Source organism: Candidatus Beckwithbacteria bacterium (genome assembly GCA_012797845.1).
Taxonomy (GTDB): domain Bacteria; phylum Patescibacteriota; class Microgenomatia; order UBA1400; family UBA1449; genus JAAZOH01.
Genome location: JAAZOH010000033.1, coordinates 1 through 17872, shown reverse-complemented (window position 1 = coordinate 17872; position 17872 = coordinate 1). Strand labels below are relative to the sequence as shown.

17 protein-coding genes are annotated in these 17872 nt (G+C 37.6%); 16 read left to right on the top strand and 1 reads right to left on the bottom strand.

Features of this window, described 5'->3' with window-relative positions; translation table 11 throughout:
* Together GYA49_04235 and GYA49_04230 are read left to right on the top strand one after the other, a co-directional pair.
* Positions 1-1125 (top strand): hypothetical protein (locus GYA49_04235; protein ID NMC36228.1); only part of this gene is annotated, 1125 nt, incomplete at its 5' end.
* A 37-nt stretch (positions 1126-1162) separates the two neighbouring features.
* Positions 1163-1927: a hypothetical protein gene (locus tag GYA49_04230; GenBank protein NMC36227.1), complete on the top strand. Its 765-nt coding sequence runs from the start codon at positions 1163-1165 to the stop codon at positions 1925-1927.
* A 93-nt stretch (positions 1928-2020) separates the two neighbouring features.
* On the opposite strand, the gene GYA49_04225 is transcribed toward GYA49_04230, so the two are convergent.
* Complete coding sequence (locus GYA49_04225) at positions 2021-3358, bottom strand: hypothetical protein (GenBank protein ID NMC36226.1); 1338 nt, start codon at positions 3356-3358, stop codon at positions 2021-2023.
* A gap of 227 nt (positions 3359-3585) precedes the next feature.
* On the opposite strand from GYA49_04225, the gene carA reads away from it, so the two are divergent.
* The 14 genes from carA to GYA49_04155 all read left to right on the top strand — a co-directional run.
* On the top strand, positions 3586-4641 hold the full coding sequence (carA, locus tag GYA49_04220; protein ID NMC36225.1) for a glutamine-hydrolyzing carbamoyl-phosphate synthase small subunit: 1056 nt from the start codon (positions 3586-3588) through the stop codon (positions 4639-4641).
* Complete coding sequence (gene carB, locus GYA49_04215) at positions 4638-7889, top strand: carbamoyl-phosphate synthase (glutamine-hydrolyzing) large subunit (protein ID NMC36224.1); 3252 nt, start codon at positions 4638-4640, stop codon at positions 7887-7889. Before carA ends, carB begins: the two co-directional genes overlap by 4 nt.
* Positions 7890-7990: 101 nt before the next feature.
* Positions 7991-8929, top strand: a complete 939-nt coding sequence (gene pyrB / locus GYA49_04210) for an aspartate carbamoyltransferase (protein ID NMC36223.1) — start codon at positions 7991-7993, stop codon at positions 8927-8929.
* 7 nt (positions 8930-8936) lie between these two features.
* Positions 8937-9977, top strand: a complete 1041-nt coding sequence (locus tag GYA49_04205; protein NMC36222.1) for an amidohydrolase family protein — start codon at positions 8937-8939, stop codon at positions 9975-9977.
* A 9-nt stretch (positions 9978-9986) separates the two neighbouring features.
* Positions 9987-10913, top strand: coding sequence for a dihydroorotate dehydrogenase (locus GYA49_04200; GenBank protein ID NMC36221.1), 927 nt, complete (start codon positions 9987-9989; stop codon positions 10911-10913).
* The gene (locus GYA49_04195) at positions 10903-11640 is read left to right on the top strand and encodes a dihydroorotate dehydrogenase electron transfer subunit (GenBank protein NMC36220.1); all 738 of its coding nucleotides are present in this window, start codon (positions 10903-10905) and stop codon (positions 11638-11640) included. Before GYA49_04200 ends, GYA49_04195 begins: the two co-directional genes overlap by 11 nt.
* Positions 11641-11646: 6 nt before the next feature.
* Positions 11647-12564, top strand: coding sequence for a hypothetical protein (locus tag GYA49_04190; GenBank protein ID NMC36219.1), 918 nt, complete (start codon positions 11647-11649; stop codon positions 12562-12564).
* A gap of 1 nt (position 12565) precedes the next feature.
* Positions 12566-13384 carry an orotidine-5'-phosphate decarboxylase gene (pyrF, locus tag GYA49_04185; protein NMC36218.1) on the top strand — a complete coding sequence of 273 codons (819 nt, stop codon included), beginning with the start codon at positions 12566-12568 and terminating at the stop codon, positions 13382-13384.
* 2 nt (positions 13385-13386) lie between these two features.
* The gene (locus GYA49_04180) at positions 13387-14010 is read left to right on the top strand and encodes a phosphoribosyltransferase (GenBank protein ID NMC36217.1); all 624 of its coding nucleotides are present in this window, start codon (positions 13387-13389) and stop codon (positions 14008-14010) included.
* 10 nt (positions 14011-14020) lie between these two features.
* Positions 14021-14911: a ribose-phosphate pyrophosphokinase gene (locus GYA49_04175; protein ID NMC36216.1), complete on the top strand. Its 891-nt coding sequence runs from the start codon at positions 14021-14023 to the stop codon at positions 14909-14911.
* Between the two features lie 117 nt (positions 14912-15028).
* Entirely contained in the window at positions 15029-16702 is a 1674-nt protein-coding gene (locus GYA49_04170; GenBank protein NMC36215.1) for a CTP synthase, read from the top strand.
* A gap of 59 nt (positions 16703-16761) precedes the next feature.
* Positions 16762-17184 carry a 50S ribosomal protein L19 gene (gene rplS, locus GYA49_04165; GenBank protein ID NMC36214.1) on the top strand — a complete coding sequence of 141 codons (423 nt, stop codon included), beginning with the start codon at positions 16762-16764 and terminating at the stop codon, positions 17182-17184.
* Positions 17099-17473, top strand: coding sequence for a YraN family protein (locus GYA49_04160; protein ID NMC36213.1), 375 nt, complete (start codon positions 17099-17101; stop codon positions 17471-17473). The genes rplS and GYA49_04160 overlap by 86 nt, the downstream gene beginning before the upstream one ends.
* Positions 17474-17535: 62 nt before the next feature.
* Positions 17536-17872, top strand: a 337-nt coding sequence (locus GYA49_04155; protein ID NMC36212.1) for a hypothetical protein, incomplete at its 3' end; no start/stop codon positions are given.

Here is a 17872-nt window from a genome sequence, read left to right as displayed (position 1 = left end):
TTTATGACTGCGGTTTTGACCGCTGAGTCACAAAATAAGGATAAAATTGCCGTGGCTGTTGAGGAATGTAAGCGGATGAATATTGTGATTTTGCCACCAGATATTAATGAGTCACAGGTCAACTTTTCCATTGAACCTTTTGATCATTCGCTTAATAAACAAGCTATCCGTTTTGGTTTATCAGCTATTAAAAATGTAGGAGAAGCCGCTATTGAAAGCATTATCGCTGCTCGAAGCAAAAAAGGTTTTGATAGCCTGACTGATTTTTTCACTAAAGTTGACAATCAGAAAGTTAATAAAAAAGTGATTGAAAGTTTGATTCAGGTTGGAGCTTTTGACCAATTTGGCAAACGTTCAGCTTTATTGGCTGGTTATGATGATATTCGTAAAAAAGCTGCTTCAGTAGCAGCCCAAAAAGCCAGCGGCCAAATTTCCTTTTTTGACGCTGATGAAGAAGCTAAAAAAGCTGATGCCAAAGATGATCTACCAACTGTAGATGAGTTAGATAAAAAAGAACTACTAACTTTTGAAAAACAGCTTTTAGGCTTTTACCTAACTGAAAACCCGATAAGTAAACAGCTGGGCTTAATTGATAGTATTGTCTCATACCGACTCAATGAGTTGGACCCCGATTTACACGTTGGTCAAAATTTGGTTTTAGGCGGGGCTTTGACTTCAATCAGAAGAGTTATAACCAAGAAAAATGCCGCTGAAATGGCTTTTGCCACTTTAGAAGATGAAACCGGCTCAGTCGATATGGTGATTTTCCCTAAGACGTATTCCGAGTGTAAAAACTTACTTGGTGAAGACCGGGTTTTGCTTTGTGAGGGCCGGCTAGATTTTCGTGAAGATGCCTTATCTTTGGTAGCTGACAAGATTTTGGAAGTCAATGAAAAAGATGTCAATTTTATGCAGGAAAAAAGCGAGGTGGAAATTACGGTTCCTAGAGGTACTGGTAAAGAAGCTTTGATGCGACTTTCTGAACTTTTGAAAAATCACAAAGGTGCCGACACGGTAATTCTACTACTTCCTAATGGAGGAGAAATTCCTAAACGAATTGTCTTGCCGTATAAAATTCGTTACACCAAAGAACTTCAAGTTTTGATTGATAAAGTGTTAAGTTGAGATTATTCCTGATACAATATCCAAAAATATTTAAATTATGTTTAGAACCATAGAAAATGGTTCCTCTTTTTTAAGAAACCCTGAATTAGTGGAGGAAAAACCATTTGTAATCAATATAGGCGATGCCACGCTTCTAGCTTCACTTAGATCTGTTTGCGAAGGTCATCCTACTATAATTATTGACCCAGCAATAGATGTAGCCACACATATCTTAGAAGAATTAGAAGGTGGTCAAGATGTTTTTGGTTTTTTAAATAATGCCAAGAGAGAACAAAGAGATGCTTATTATTCTATTTGGACAAGCTTAAAAGATCCCGACAAAAATAAACAAATTCAAAACATATATCGAAATCTTTGGGACAAAGCTAGAGATAGATTAGATTTGTTGTATTTTTTACCAATAACTATAAAGCAAGCAAGTGCTCAATTAGATGGTTTCTCTTCCCCTGTTGCAGATAGAATTACCTATTATTATCCTTCGCCAGGATTTGATCCAAGATTTTGGGCCTTAGAATTAGCAGCCAGAGCCTTAAAGCCTAATGGTGTATTTTTAGTTGCAACTGAAAATTATGAAGTTTTTCAAAAATTTAAAAGCTTTGGCAAACCTTTTATTCAAAAAAGTGAATATGTTCGTAGAAAACCTGGAGATGATTATGTTTCGGCTTACGATATTGTATGGGGAACAGATGGATACTATTTGGTAGAAATTATTAATAAAGATGGAGAACTTCCAAATTACATAACCAAATTAAGAAGAAATATGTTTTTTAGGTTGAAAAAAATTTTGAGAATGATTCAGTAATTAAATATTTTTATAGATTAATGGGAAGAGTTCAAGAAAATATTTACAGTACATCAAAGAGCTTTAAACTTTGATTGATAATATCCTAAAGAGCTATAGATAAGCAGTATAGTCTGGTCTTTCTAAAACTTTAGCTGTATCAGCATCAACAATTAATGGCACAATAACTATTTTGCCTTCTTTTACCAATCTCTTAATTTCAATATTTTGATGTAAATCTATAAACAACTGTGCTTGTTTGCTTATGACCAAATCACGAAGCTCATTTTTCTCACCAAGCTCAATCCAAACTTTTTCATCAACTGGTTCTGAGAGAAATAATATATGAGGTTTCTGTCCTTCATGTGCTTCTAACAGGCCAATTTCCATTAATATTGCTGATATTGCTTCTTCTGTATTAGATGGGGTTGTTCCAAATAACTGAAGATTAGTTAAAAACCTACCAAATCTTTTCCCTCTAGGAGAAAATACCATCGCTCTTTCGTCATGTTCTACAAAAGAATGTGTTGGTTCGCCTTCGACTTCATTTAATCCAGTTAAAAATTCAAAAGCTATATTTCGAACTAGCATAAATTTGAGACCCTTTATTTGCGCTGGAACTAAGTCTGAAAAGTACTCTCTTATAAAAGCATCTACTTCTTTTACTAAAGAATTTTTGGTATTTAGCAGGCAATCGGTGAGATCAACAATATCACCATAAAATTCAAGAAAACTCTCTGTTTTATCAAATTTTTCTAAATAAATACCAGCTTTATCTTTAAACCTGCTTTTGTCTAATGCTAAAATCTCAGATTTATGATGTATTGCTAGTCTGGCCATATTCAATGATTCCACTTGCATTTCAACTCCACGATTTTCTGGAGCAACTAATGTTAATCCAAAATCATCCGTATCAATTTCTATCTGTACTCCAACTCTTTCTTGGGGAGTTACGCCATCTGCTTTACAAAATTCATTAAATTTCTGAGTTATAACGTTTAAGGTGCCTCCTGCAACTTTTCTTGCAAAATCCCTTACTTCCTCAGGATTGGGGTCAAAATACTGCTGTAAAGTGGCCTTAGCCCACCCACAACCATGACCCGTTTTACCACTATAATGACTAGTTACTAATTCAAGTAAAAATCTATCTTTTTCTTTAGCTGCATGTTCTAAAGCAGTTCCGAGCAAAGCCCCAACCTTAGGAACATATGAGCCTGCTGATCTCCAAGTATTAAGAAGTCTACTAAAAAGTGATGGCAACCTACCATCAACACAAAAAATACCGCCAATTTGGACTTCATCTGATCCAGCTAATTCTTTTTCTCTTTGAAGTAATTTTTGAAAAGGATCTCCGGCTAAAATTTCAGCCATAGTATCATTACTTTCAATAATCTGTTCAATTCTTTCTTCTATGGACAATGTTTCTTCTCGATTTTTCATTTCTGGAGACATAATCTTAAAATAAATTTGTAATAAACATTGTGAATTATAGTATCCAAAAAAATTTTAAACAATATTCTATTTTGATATTTTAAAAGATACCTCATTCTTGTTGACAAATTACAAACAAACCTGCTAGACTCTAATTCCAGTGTGCAAGAAATACTCATACTGGCATCAAGTAAGCTAAACAAATAGAAAGACCGACATATCGTCGGTCTTTTTTTGCGACCAAAATTATGAAAACCTACCTACATTTAGAAGACGGCTCAAGCTACCAAGGTCAATCTTTTGGTTTGAGCAGTGAAACAGCTGGTGAAGTGGTTTTTTCCACCGGCATGACCGGGTACGAGCAAAGTTTGACTGATCCTTCGTTTGCCGACCAAATTCTGATTTTTACGTATCCTTTAATTGGTAACTATGGCATTGCTAAAAAACAAATGGTTGCTAAACATCTTGTTCAAAATTTTGAATCTGAAAAAGTGCAAGTTCGAGGTTTGGTGGTAAGTGAACTTTGTCATGTTCCATCTCACTACCAAGCTAGTTTAACGCTCGATACATGGCTAAAAAAAGAAAAAATTCCTGGCATAAGCGGCATTGACACACGGTCTTTAACTCAAAAAATTAGAGAGGGTGGAGTATTGCGAGGCGCTATTTCTCCTCAAAAACAGTATCGTTTTAAAAAATTTCCAAGTATGCATGCCGTTTCCCAAGTCAGTTGCAGACAGTCAATTATCTATCCAGCTAAAAATAAAAGTGCTAAGAAAATTGTCTTGATTGATTGTGGCGTTAAACACGGTATTGTCCGCGAGCTTTTAAGTTTGGGTTATCATCTGATCAGAATTCCTTGGGATGCCGACCCTTTAGCTCTTGGCAAGATTGATGGGGTAATTTGCGGCAACGGCCCAGGCGACCCCAAAGACTGTCCACAAACAGTTGCTAATATTCAAAAAGTTTTAAAAGCTCAAATTCCCTTTTTAGGCATTTGTCTAGGTCATCAGCTTTTGAGTTTAGCCATTGGTGCTGATACCTATAAATTGCCATATGGCCATCGCGGCTTAAACCAGCCTTGCATGGATCTTACAACTAAGAAGGCTTATGTCACCAGTCAAAATCATGGCTATGCCGTAGACCGCAAAACCATCCCAGCTGCATATGGTGAGTGGTTTATCAATCTTAATGATCAAACCAATGAAGGTATTTTTCATAAGAAGTTAAACATCCGTAGTGTCCAGTTTCATCCGGAAGGCTGTCCTGGACCCTTTGATACTAAACATATTTTTAAATTTGTATGAAAAAAATAAGGTCAATTTTATTACTTGGTTCCGGCGCCCTAAAAATCGGGGAAGCAGGGGAGTTTGATTATTCAGGTTCTCAGGCTATTAAAGCCATGAAAGAAGAGGGGATTAAGGTCATTTTGGTCAATCCTAATGTGGCTACTGTCCAAACTTCAGCTGGTTTTGCCGACCAAGTTTACTTTTTACCTGTCACTTCTTACTTTGTCGAAAAAATTATAGCCAAGGAAAAACCAGATGGGATTTTCTTATCTTTTGGTGGCCAAACGGCTCTGAACTGCGGTTTAGAATTAGCTAAGCAAAATATTTTAGAAAAATACCAGGTCAAAGTTTTAGGCACTCCCATTTCAGCTATAGATACTACTGAAGACCGGCAACTTTTTACCAAACATTTGGCTGCAATTAATCTCAAAACCGCTCAAGGTAAAATAGTCAAAAGTCTTAAAGAGGGGTTAGATTTTGCCCAAAAAATTGGCTATCCACTCATGCTGCGAGCCGGTTTTGCCTTAGGAGGCACCGGTTCAGGTATTGCTAATTCTAAAAAAGAGTTGGAAACACTATTAACTAATGCTTTAGCTACCACCTCGCAAGTAATTGTAGAAGAAAGTTTGTGGGGCTGGAAAGAAGTGGAGTACGAAGTTGTTCGGGACGGCTTTGACAATTGCATCACGGTTTGTAATATGGAGAACTTTGATCCGGTTGGGATCCATACTGGTGAATCAATTGTGGTGGCTCCGTCCCAAACCCTGAATGACAGGCAGTATTTTGCTTTACGTCAGGCGGCTATTGATACCATTAGGAGCTTAAAGATTGTGGGTGAATGCAATATTCAATTTGCTTTAGATCCTAAGTCAGATGAGCTAAGAGTCATTGAAGTTAATGCCCGTTTGTCCAGATCAAGTGCTTTAGCTTCTAAAGCTACTGGTTACCCTTTAGCCTATGTTTCAGCCAAATTAGCTCTTGGTAAAAGTTTAGCCGAGATTCCTAATTCGGTCACCAAAACTACCACAGCCTTTTTTGAACCAGCCTTGGATTACATCACGGTCAAAATGCCCCGTTGGGATTTGGATAAATTTAGTAAGAGCCAACAAAGCATTGGCAGCGAAATGAAGAGTGTGGGAGAGGTCATGGCTATTGGCCGGAGCTTTGAAGAAGCTATCCAAAAAGCCGTGCGTATGCTCAATATCGGTTTTGATGGGGTCATTGATCATCAGTTAGTTGAGCTTTATAAAGCTAAAAAACTAAATGGTATTGATCAGCCTGACCCTAGCCGGATTTTTAAACTGATAGCTGCTCTAATAACCGGAGAATCAGTCACTAAACTGAGCCAAAAAACTGGTATCGATCTATGGTTTTTAGAAAAATTGCAAGCAATAGCTGGCATCTATCACGAGCTGGAATCAGCTAAAGCTTTGACCAAAGATCTACTAAAACGCGCTAAACAGGCAGGTTTTTCAGACATAGATATAGCTAAGCTCTGTCAAACTTCATCTCAAAAAATCCGTCAGAAAAGGCTGGCAGTGGGTATTGCTCCTATGGTTAAACAAATTGATACTATGGCAGGAGAGTTTCCCTCCCAAACCAACTATTTATACTTGACGTACCATGGCGAAATTTCAGACCGTAAACCAAATCACAAACAAAAAAAGGTGATTGTTTTAGGCTGTGGGCCATATGCTATCGGCACTTCGGTAGAATTTGACTGGTGTGGCGTTGAAGCTGTCAATGGGATTAGACGACATGGCCAGCAGGCCATTATTATCAACTGTAATCCGGAAACAGTTTCCACGGATTACGATATGTCTGATTTCCTTTATTTTGAAGAGCTAAGTTTAGAGCGGGTTTGTGACATTTGCGATCTAGAACAAAGTCCGGTTATCGTTTCAGTTGGTGGCCAAATTGCTAATAACTTAGCCCCCAAACTTGAGAAGGCCAACATTCCTATTTTAGGAACCAAAGCTGAAACTATTGTAAAAGCCGAATCCCGAGATGAATTCAGTAATTTACTTGACAGCTTAGGGATTGCCCAGCCAGCCTGGAACCGGGTGGCAAGCAAACAGGAACTTCAGGATTTTGTGGCTATGTATGGCTATCCGGTTTTGGTTCGGCCTTCTTTTGTCTTGTCCGGCAAAGCCATGAGCGTGCTTGAGTCTGATGAAGTTACGCAAACTTATATAGATAATCTTACTATTGATATTAAAGAGTATCCACTTGTCGTTAGCCAATTTTTGCTTGGCGCTAAAGAATGTGATTTTGATGGTATAGCCCAAAATGGCCAGATTATTGAATACGCTTTATCTGAGCATGTTGAATATGGTGGAGTGCATTCTGGCGATGCTTCTTTGGTTTTGCCAGCTTCTGGCATTTCACCAGATATTACTCAAAAAATCACAGGCTCAGCAGGGCAGATTATTAAAGCTCTGAAACTAAATGGACCATTTAATATCCAATTTTTAGTCAAAGACGACATTGCCTATGTCATTGAATGTAATGCCCGCTCTTCCCGCAGTTTTCCCTATGTTAGTAAAGCCAGCAATGCTAATTTTATAGAAACAATGATCGATAGCTATTTGGGTAAATCACCTCATCCCAAACACTATGACACCCTTCCCTACAAAGTTGTGAAGGTACCCCAATTTTCGTTTAACAAACTTCGCGGCACTGATCCCGTCCCTACAGTTGAAATGAACTCAACTGGAGAAGTAGTTGGTTTTGGCCAGGATATCTATGAAGCTTATCTTTCCGCTATCCTTTCAACTGGCATGAGTTATCCCAGCCGCAAAGCTGTTTTTATTTCTTTAGGAGGGGCTAGTGGCAAACTAGCATTTTTACATAGCTGTAAGCTGTTACAAGACCAAGGTTTTACGATCTATGCTACGGCTGGGACTTCATTTTTCCTGCGCGAATCAGGTGTGGAAGTGACAACAGTTGGCAAAATTTATGAAGGTACTCATCCTAATGTGATTGACCTTTTACAAAAAGATCGGATCGATTTCGCGGTCGTTATTCCCGAACACGCTCAGGAAGCCAAACATAGCAGAGTTCTTAAAGGCCAATCAGATGGCTATGCTATGCGCCGTTTGGCCATTGATTTAGGAGTGCCACTATTTACCAATGCTCAAAATGCTCGTTTATTTATCGAGGCTATTTCCATGTATCAGCCAGAAGATATTGCTATCAAATCTTGGCAAGATTACACAAATTTATTACAAGATAGCGAATACCCCGACGTTTACGTCGAAGGATGAAGCGATCAAAATAGTCCAAGCAAGGCGAGGTTAGAGCGTAATACAAATACTCTGACGCTTGCGTCTCGAGATTTTTATTAAAAAAAATGTAAGGAGGTAGTATGGCCGCAAACCTTTTATACAATCAAAGTCTTTTATCTGTTGATCAAATTAGTAAAGAAAAAGCCGAGCTTATTTTAGATACCGCTAGACAAATGAGAGAGCTTGTCAAAAGCAAAGGTAGTGGTGATAGTTTAAAAGGTAAAGTTGTTACTGCTTTGTTTTATGAGCCTTCCAGCCGAACTTTTGCTTCCTTTATTACTGCCGCCCAACGTTTAGGCGCAGGTTTTTTGCCACTACAAGGCATGACATACTCATCGGTAGCTAAAGGCGAAAACCTAGCTGATACGGTTCGGACTTTTGCCAGCTATAGTGATTGTATTGTCATCCGTCATCCCGAAGTCGGCTCTGCCAAAATTGCCGCTGATTTTTCCCCAAAGCCAGTGATTAACGCCGGTGATGGCGTTGGTGAACATCCTACCCAAGCCTTGCTTGATCTATGTACTATTGCTGATCATTTTAAAAATATTGGCAACCTGGAAGTTACCATGGTTGGAGATTTATTGAATGGCCGTACGGTCCATTCTTTATCAAAACTCTTGTCCATGTACCCAGCTATGAAGATTAACTTGGTCTCGCCGCAACTATTGCAAATGCCTAAAGAGTTTATTAGTTTGCTGGAAAAACGGAAAGTCAAAGTGAGCCAAAGTGAAACTCTGGATAAAGTGATCGGCAGCACTGATATTTTATATGTGACACGGGTTCAGAAAGAGCGCTTCACTGATCTGACAAGCTACGAAAAACTCAAACATCATTATATTATTACCACTAAAATAGCTAATCAGATGAAAAAGCAGGCCATCATTATGCATCCCTTTCCTAGGGTTGGGGAAATCGAAATGGATGTGGATTTAGATCCCAGAGCAGCCTATATTAAAGATCAGATACCCAATGGCATGTATGTGCGTATGGCTTTACTGCAATTAATTTTGTTACCATAATAAAACTATGTCTTTGCAAAAATTTCCAGGCTTTACTGATATTCATGTTCACTTGCGCGAACCAGGCGCAACACACAAGGAAGATTTTTCGACTGGTTCAAGAGCAGCTATAAAAGGTGGCTTTACATTTATTATCGACATGCCCAATAATCCGCTTTTTACGCTGACTAAAGCTAGACTCTCCCAAAAAATTAAACTGTCAAAGAAGAAGGCTATTTGTGATATAGGTTTTTATTTTGGAACCAATGGGGAAAACATACCTGAATTCAAACATGTCTGGAATAATAAGCAGGTTTTTGGACTAAAACTATTTTTAAATCATACAACTGGCGAAATGTTGATTGAAGATATCGGGAAACTTGAGCAAATTTTTAAAAGCTGGCAAAGCCAAAAGCCGATTTTAGTCCATGCTGAAGGTGTCCAGCTGGCTGCTGCTTTGGCTCTAGCTCATTTTTATAATCGCAAACTGCATGTTTGTCATTTGAGTCAGGATACCGAAGTAGAGCTTATAAAAAAAGCTAAAGCTAAAAAACAGGCAGTGACAGCAGGAGTGACACCACACCATCTTTTTATGACCGAAAAAGATGTTTTGAAAATGAAAGGTTTTGCTATGGTTAAACCCAAATTAGGCACTCAAAAAGATCAAGACAGTTTGTGGCAAGGTCTACAGAATGGCACTATTGATCTAGTAGAAACTGATCATGCTCCTCATACCATTGAAGAGAAAAAGGCTGATCCACCGGCTCATGGCATCACTGGTTTGGAAGCAGCTCTTGGTTTGCTGTTTTTAGCAGTGAAAAATAAAAAGCTCAAACAAAAAGATGTGATCCGATTGCTTTATGATAAACCTAAAGAAATTTTTAATATTCCCAATCAACCTCATACTTTTATCGAACTAGATCCTCAAAAACCATATATATTTGGCCAGGATACATTTGAAACCAAATGCAATTGGTATCCATATAAAGATTGGCAACTTTATGGCAAAGTTGAGAAAGTAGTTTTATATGGTAAAACTGTTTTACAAAATGGAAAAATAATAGTTTAAAGTAAGCCTATGACAAAAAGTAAATCCAAATTAGCTATTGACCTTATTGGTATTAATTTAGACAACCCAACTATTTTAGCTTCAGGTATTTTGGGCCTGGATGTGGCCACTATGGAAACAGTTGTCAAAGGTGGAGCTGGGGCTGTCACCATGAAGTCTTTGACCAAAGAAGCACGTAAAGGCCACAACAATCCTATTTTAGTGGAAGTCGAGCATGGTTTTTTAAATGCAGTTGGCTATGCCAACAAAGGCCTTAATCATGGTTTGGAAGAGTTTAGTAAATGGAAAAGTAAGACCCCTTTGATTGGCAGTATCGTAGCTCCAACAGCTGAGGAGTTTGCACAATTAGCTGAGAAAATGAACCAATTACCAATCAAAGCTTTAGAACTAGCTTTATCCTGTCCTCACACTCCTGGTTATGGTTTGATGGCTGGACAAGGTACTCCAGAAGCCGCAGCAGCTATTACCAAAGCTGTTCGTAAGGTTAGCAAATTTCCTTTGATTATAAAATTATCACCATCAACAGAAGGCGTTGCCCAATCAGCTAAAGCTGCAGAAGCCGAAGGAGCTGATGCTATCAACATGGGTAACACCCATGGCCCGGGTATGAAAATCGATATTAATAGAGGTCAACCTATTTTAGATTTTAGAGTTGGTGGGATGAGCGGCCCAGCAGTCAAACCATTGATGATCCGCTGCGTTTATGATATTTACAAAGCCGTTAGAATCCCTATTATTGCTACCGGTGGGATTACTACTGGAGAAGATTTAATTGAAGCTGTGATGGCTGGGGCTACGGCCGTAGGAGTTGGTACTGCTATTTATTATCGTGGCAAATCGGTTTTTGCCAAAATTTGTAAAGAAGCTTCGAACTGGATGGGTCAGCATAACATTAATAATTTGCAAGCAATTAGAGGGAGAGCTCATGAAGACTGATAATTCTTACCATACTAATAGTATTGTTAACATCGAAAAAGAAACTCCCAAAGTTAAAAACTTTATCCTAGATACTCAAATCAAAGCTAAACCTGGCCAGTTTGTTATGGTCTGGCTGCCAAGAATTAATGAAAAGCCTTTTGGTGTGGTTGCTGCTAAACCTTTGACTTTATCTATTGCTAATGTCGGTGAAACTACTGGGAAAATTCATCAGCTTAAAATCGGAGACAAGCTTAGTTGGCGTGGCCCATATGGTACGGCTTTTAAATATCAAGGTAAAAAAGTTCTGATGGTAGCTGGTGGTTATGGGGTAGTACCTTTATATTTTTTAGCTTTAAGTCAAAACTTACCTAACCGTAAAAAAATCACGGTCATAATTGGGGCCCGCGACAAAGCTAATCTACCATTTGTAGCCAAGTTTAAAAAACTGCAATGCCAAGTTAAAGTTTGTACTGATGATGGTTCAGCTGGTTTTAAAGGTTTTACAACCCAACTAGCTCAAGAGTTACTAGCCAAAGAGTCATTTGATAGCATCTATACCTGTGGTCCCAAACCTATGATGTACAAAATTGGCGAAATGGCTAATAGCTTACAAATTCCTTGTCAAATTTCGATTGATACCTTTTTTAAATGTGGTGGTTTAGGGCTTTGCGGCGAATGTGCCATCAATGGCCATTTAGCCTGTCAGGAAGGACCAGTTTTTGATAGTAAAATTTTATTGGAATAAATAGGTATGCAAAATGCTATTGCTCATTTTGATGTTGATCAAAATCTTAAATCTTATTTAGAGTTTCAGACTTATCCATTTTCTTTATCTCCTAATTATTTTCCTCAAATAGAAAATGCGACCAGTCTTGAACTAGTTTCGATTAAAAGCCAAAGCCAGATTAATGAAGAGGTTTTACATCACCTACCAAATCTAAAAATGATTATTACTAGAACGGTGGGAACTAATCATGTTGACCAAGAGCTCTGCCAAAAACGCAATATTAAAATTGCCACCTTACCAAATTATGGTAGTCAGGTGGTAGCCGAACATGCTTTGGGGCTTTTACTTTGTGGTGCTAGAAATATTGTCTTTGCCAATAAAGATTGCCAAAATGGCCAGTTTGCCTATCAAAACTTTTTAGGTAGCTCTTTATTTGGAAAAACCATTGGCGTTATTGGCATGGGAAAAATCGGTCAGGCTTTAACTAAACTACTACAACCATTTGGAATGCAAGTTTTGGCCTATGATATTTATCAAGACCAAAAGATTGCTCAACAGCTTGGCTTTAGCTATAAGCCACTTAAACAGCTTCTAAAAACAGCTGATTTTATTGTTATTTGTGCAAGTTTAAATGGAGAAACTCAGCATTTACTTAATTTGGAAACTTTAGCTTTAATCAAAGAAGGTGCGGTCTTGGTTAATATCGCTAGAGGAGAAATCATAGATACCAAAGCTTTGCTGAAATACCACACCAAGTTTAAAGCTATTTGTTTAGATGTTGTTGACAATGAAGCTCACTTTGATAAAACGAATCAGCTTTTATCTCTTAAAAACATAGTTCTCACTCCCCATATTGCTTTTTATAGTGATAAAACTATTAAAACCATAGGCGAGCAAACAACACTACTTGTCAAACAGTTTATAAAAGACCATACTTTATAAAATTATGTTTATTAAAAAACTCGAAGAAATTCAGAAGAAAAATAATTCTTTAGTGTGTGTCGGCCTTGATAGTGATTTCTCCAAACTCCCACATTTTCTAAAATCTCAAAACTATCCTCAGCTGGAATTTAATAAAGCTATCATTGAGGCTACTCATGATCTAGTTTGTGCTTACAAGATGAATTCAGCTTTTTATGAAGCCAGAGGTGGACAAGGGCTGATAGAACTTAAAATGACTTTAGCTTATCTACACAGTCATTACCCAGAAATTCCTACGATTGATGATGCCAAAAGAGCCGACATTGGTAATACTAATATGGGTTATGTGACTAGTATTTTTGATGAAATGGGTTTTGATAGCCTTACCCTCCATCCTTACTTGGGGCGGGAAGCTCTACAGCCATTCTTGGATAGAAAAGATAAAGGGCTTATTATCTTGTGTCGGACTTCAAATCCTGGAGCCGGAGAATTCCAGGATTTGAAGGTAGGCAAAAAACCACTTTATCAAGTAGTAGCCGAACAAGTTGTTAAAAATTGGAATACCAACAATAATTGTCTATTAGTCGTAGGTGCTACTTATCCAAAAGAACTGGCTCAAATAAGAACATTAGCTCCAAATATGCCGTTTCTTGTTCCTGGCATTGGCGCTCAAGGTGGAGATGTAGAAAAAACAGTCAAAGCCGGTCTTGATCGCCAAGGTAGAGGTATGATTATCAATTCTTCTCGGGGTATTATTTTTGCAGGTAGCGATAAAGATTTCGCCCAAAAAGCTAGAGAAGCCACCATAGTATTACAAAATGAGATAAATAAATGGAGGTAAACATGGCTGATATTCTCGCAATTTTAAAAAAAACAAAAGCTATTATCACCAATAGTCATATAGTATTAAATTCTGGTAGACATACCGATACTTATATAAATAAAGACGCGGTTTACCCCTTTACCAATGAGGTGAGTGAAATTGGACAAATGTTTGCCAAATTTTGGCAAGATAAAACAGTAGATTGCGTAGTTGGTCCAGCCTTGGGTGGTATTATTCTATCGCAATGGACTGCATATCATTTATCAAGAATTAAACATAAAACTATTTACAGTATTTACACTGAAAAAACCCCAGACAATAATCAAATATTTACCCGCGGATATGATCGTTTTATAAAAAATAAAAAAATCTTATTAGTTGAGGATATTATGACTACTGGCGGTTCTGTTAAAAGGTCGATAGATAGCGTTCGGCTGGCAGGAGGAAATGTAGTTGGAGTTAGTGCTATGGTAAATCGTGATTCTAAAAATGTTACTATCTCTAGCTTAGATGTTCCTATATTACAAGCGCTAGCTAATATTGAAGTTGCTTCTTATGAAGAAATTAGTTGTCCTTTGTGCAAAAAAAATATACCTATCAACACTAGCGTAGGTCATGGTAAAAAATTCTTATTAAGTAAATAATTTTATTCTTATGCAAATTTTCAGCGGATCAAACAGTCAACAACTTGCAAGTGATTTAGCCAATATTTATAAAGCTACTTTAGGTCAAATTGAATTATCAGAATTTGCCAATCATGAGGCTAGAATTTGGGTTAAAGATGAAAAAATTGATAAAAAAGTGGTGGTAGTTCAATCCTTTGCCGGAGATCCCAATAAAGCTATTATCGAGTTTTTACTCATTATGGACGCCCTGAAACGCTCGGGAGCTAAACATATTACCGCCATTATTCCCTGGATGGGGTATTGTATTCAGGATAAAATCTTTCGCCAGGGTGAACCGCTTTCAGCTAAAGTTGTTACCAATCTGATTGAATGCAGTAAACCTGATAAAATCATTACCGTCGATCTCCACAATGAAACTATCCAAGGTTTTTTCTCCCTTCCTATTGTTCATTTGTCAGCTACTCCAGTTTTTATTGATATCTTTAAAAAACATAATCAGATTGAGTGTATTGTGGCTCCTGATCGAGGTTCGCTCAAAAAAACCACTTTAATAGCCGAAGCTTTAGACCTCCCAATTGTGTTTTTAAATAAAAAGCGGGATTTGGTCACTGGGCAGGTTCAAATTGTCAGTGTGGATGGTGATATTACCGGTAAAAAAGCCCTGATCATGGATGATTTTATCTCTACTGGCGGAACCCTAATTCAAACGGCTGAATATCTAAAAAGTAAGGGTGCTAAATCTATTACTGCAGCTATTACTCATCATCTATACGTTGAAGGGGTAGAAGAAAAATTGGAACATAGCCAGATTGACCAACTTTTAATTACCAATACTATTGAACCTCCAAAACCATATAAACATAAAAATATTGATCAAGAAATAATCAGCATCGCTCCGCTTATTAGCCGTCACCTGTAAAATCAAAATTAGACTAGTATTTCAAATAAAAAATGCTATAATTCCTGATATTGTTTTTTATAGGTTAATCAAGAGATATGTCTTTACAAGCCAATGTAAAAAATGTAATAATCTCGTATGATAAACGCAGTTAAAAAACTCATGTCAGGTAAAACCAAATATATATTTGTTTCCGGCGGTGTCATGTCCGGTTTAGGCAAAGGGACTACTACCGCTGCTCTTGGCGCACTTCTTGAAGGTTCTGGTCTCAAAGTTTTCCCTATCAAAGTCGACATGTATCTCAATATAGATGCGGGGACAATGAACCCCTTAGAGCATGGTGAAACTTTTGTGACTCAAGATGGCTTGGAGTGTGATCAAGATATTGGTACCTATGAACGGTTTTTGCATCGGGATTTAGGGCGGAATAACTATTTTACTGCTGGTCAAGTCTACCAATCATTACTTAATAAAGAGCGGCAACTGAAGTATGAAGGCGCTTGCGTTGAAGCTTTTCCCCATATTCCTTTGGAAATTATTGAATTTATAAAGAGGCACCCTAAAGATGCTGATGTGGTTACTATTGAGTACGGTGGCACAGTTGGAGAATATCAAAACGAAGCTTTTTTTGAAGCTGCCCGCATGATGATTTCAGTTGCTCCTGAAAAAGTTTGTTTTATTCATGTCGGCTACATTATTCAACCTAATTCTTTGGGCGAACTTAAATCCAAGCCCATGCAGATGTCGATTCGGGCTTTGAACGAATTGGGTATTTTCCCTGATATTATTGTTTGCCGGAGTGAAAATCCAATCGATAAACCTCGAATTGCCAAAATTGCTCAAGCAGCTGGTTTATCTGAAGAGTCAGTCTTTTCTTGTCCGGATGTTAAATCTATCTATCTGCTCCCAGAACTACTCCATAAGCAAAATATTTTAAGACCAATTTTTAATAAATTTGATATGGGTATGCGCCGCAGTGATATCCCCAAATGGGAAAAACTAGGTGGCAGCATTAAAACTGCTAAGAAAAAGCTCAATATTGGCCTAGTGGCTAAATATTATGCCAGTGGCAACTATAGTTTAGAAGATTCATATATTTCTGTTATTGAAGCTATTAAGCATGCTGCCTGGCAACAGGGGGTTGATGCCCAAATTAATTGGTTTGATTCTGACAAATTGGAAAAGCACCCTGAACATATTAAGGACTTAGCTAGTCAAGATGCAGTCATTGTTCCTCAAGGCTGGGGTAGTAGAGGAGTTGAAGGTAAGCTCCAAGCCATTCAATTTGTCAGGGAACATAAAATTCCCTATTTAGGACTTTGCTTTGGCATGCAAATGGCCAGTATTGAATTTGCCAGAAATGTACTTGGTATGGCCAAAGCTAATTCAGAAGAAGTTAATCCCAAAACACCATATCCTATTGTTCATCTGATGAGCGAGCAGAAAAAACATATTAAAAAACAAAACTTTGGCGGGACGATTCGCCTGGGAGCTTGGCCTTGTAAACTGCAAACAGGTTCTTTAATTGAGTCCCTATACAAAGCATATAATTTCCTACCAAAGACCGGTATTATACAGGAGCGCCATCGCCATCGCTACGAGTTCAACAATACATATAAGCAGCAATTTGAAAAAGCTGGTCTTCATATTGTCGGCACTTCACCGGATGGTAAACTAGTCGAGGCGATTGAGCTTGATCAGAACCAACACCCGTTTTTTATTGGTACTCAGTTTCACCCAGAGTTGATTTCCAGACCATTTACCCCACATCCACTGTTTATAGGACTAATTAAAGCAGCTTTAGCTAAATAGCTTCTGTTAAAATCAATATTCTGTGTTAAAATACTCTTTTGTAAATCAAGATAAAAAATATGGCATTATATCTTAAACACAACGATACCCAACTCCAAGTCGGTGACACAGTAAAAGTTCACCAGAAAATTGTTGAAGGTGAAAAAACCAGAACTCAGATTTTTGAAGGCTTGGTCATTAAAACTAAGGGTCATGATGGTGAAAAAACTTTTACCGTTCGTAAAATTTCTAGCGGTATTGGTGTTGAAAAAATCTGGCCAGTTGATTCTCCTTTTGTTGAAAAAATTGAAGTGGTTGGCACTGGCACTGTACGCCGGGCTAAACTCTACTATTTACGTAACCGAACTGGTCGTCTAGCTTTGAAAGTTAAGGTTCGACGTGATACAAAAGAAGGTAATGTCAAAGCCAAAATCTCCAAACCTGCAAAAAAAGCAGCTGGGCAAACTGGGGGAAAACCTAGCCAAAAAACATCTTCAAAATAAAGGCTATTGCTTTTTAGTTCAAAATTTTCATACTCGTTTCGGTGAAATCGATCTTATTTTTTTAGATGATAAAACTGTGGTCTTTGTCGAGGTTAAAACTAGAGTTGATGATACTTTTGGTTCACCTGAAGAAGCTATTAGTAAAACTAAAATTTCCCATCTTAAAAAAGCTGCTTACTTTTTCTTACAGCAAAACCCTCAATATGAAGATAGCTTGCTTCGTTTTGACGCGATTTGTATTGAAATACGTTCCAAACAAATCCGCCACTACGAAAATCTTATGGGTTGAGCTACTTGTAAATTTGGCAAATTATTCGTAGTATTGAGGAGTTACAAATTTTCTCTAAGCATATGAATATCTCTTTTGATTTATCGTTACTTTTTGAAGAAAATATTGGTAAAAATGGATTAACTAAACTATCATTAAACGATATTAAGTTGAACAAAAACTTTGAAAAAGTCCAAAAAAATCTTGATAATAAGGCTTATGGTTTTATTAATATTCTCACAGATGAATCAATTACCAGAAAGTGTGAAGAGGTTTTCGAACAGGTTGCCTGGGCTAAACAATTAGTAGTACTTGGCATTGGTGGTTCAGATCTTGGTGGCCGTATGCTACAACAAGCTTTGCAAGCTGACAACCCTCCAATGGAAGTTTACTTTGCTGGTGATACCACTGACCCGCAGC

What these genes read in the sequence shown, in the direction of transcription:
- GYA49_04205 (NMC36222.1), top strand. Translation starts at nt 8,937, where the DNA reads ATGTCTTTGCAAAAATTTCCAGGCTTTACTGATATTCATGTTCACTTG.
- pyrB (NMC36223.1), top strand. Translation starts at nt 7,991, where the DNA reads ATGGCCGCAAACCTTTTATACAATCAAAGTCTTTTATCTGTTGATCAA.
- GYA49_04180 (NMC36217.1), top strand. Translation starts at nt 13,387, where the DNA reads ATGGCTGATATTCTCGCAATTTTAAAAAAAACAAAAGCTATTATCACC.
- GYA49_04225 (NMC36226.1), bottom strand. Translation starts at nt 3,358, where the DNA reads ATGTCTCCAGAAATGAAAAATCGAGAAGAAACATTGTCCATAGAAGAA.
- GYA49_04230 (NMC36227.1), top strand. Translation starts at nt 1,163, where the DNA reads ATGTTTAGAACCATAGAAAATGGTTCCTCTTTTTTAAGAAACCCTGAA.
- GYA49_04200 (NMC36221.1), top strand. Translation starts at nt 9,987, where the DNA reads ATGACAAAAAGTAAATCCAAATTAGCTATTGACCTTATTGGTATTAAT.
- rplS (NMC36214.1), top strand. Translation starts at nt 16,762, where the DNA reads ATGGCATTATATCTTAAACACAACGATACCCAACTCCAAGTCGGTGAC.
- GYA49_04160 (NMC36213.1), top strand. Translation starts at nt 17,099, where the DNA reads ATGTCAAAGCCAAAATCTCCAAACCTGCAAAAAAAGCAGCTGGGCAAA.
- GYA49_04190 (NMC36219.1), top strand. Translation starts at nt 11,647, where the DNA reads ATGCAAAATGCTATTGCTCATTTTGATGTTGATCAAAATCTTAAATCT.
- GYA49_04170 (NMC36215.1), top strand. Translation starts at nt 15,029, where the DNA reads ATGATAAACGCAGTTAAAAAACTCATGTCAGGTAAAACCAAATATATA.
- carB (NMC36224.1), top strand. Translation starts at nt 4,638, where the DNA reads ATGAAAAAAATAAGGTCAATTTTATTACTTGGTTCCGGCGCCCTAAAA.
- carA (NMC36225.1), top strand. Translation starts at nt 3,586, where the DNA reads ATGAAAACCTACCTACATTTAGAAGACGGCTCAAGCTACCAAGGTCAA.
- GYA49_04175 (NMC36216.1), top strand. Translation starts at nt 14,021, where the DNA reads ATGCAAATTTTCAGCGGATCAAACAGTCAACAACTTGCAAGTGATTTA.
- GYA49_04195 (NMC36220.1), top strand. Translation starts at nt 10,903, where the DNA reads ATGAAGACTGATAATTCTTACCATACTAATAGTATTGTTAACATCGAA.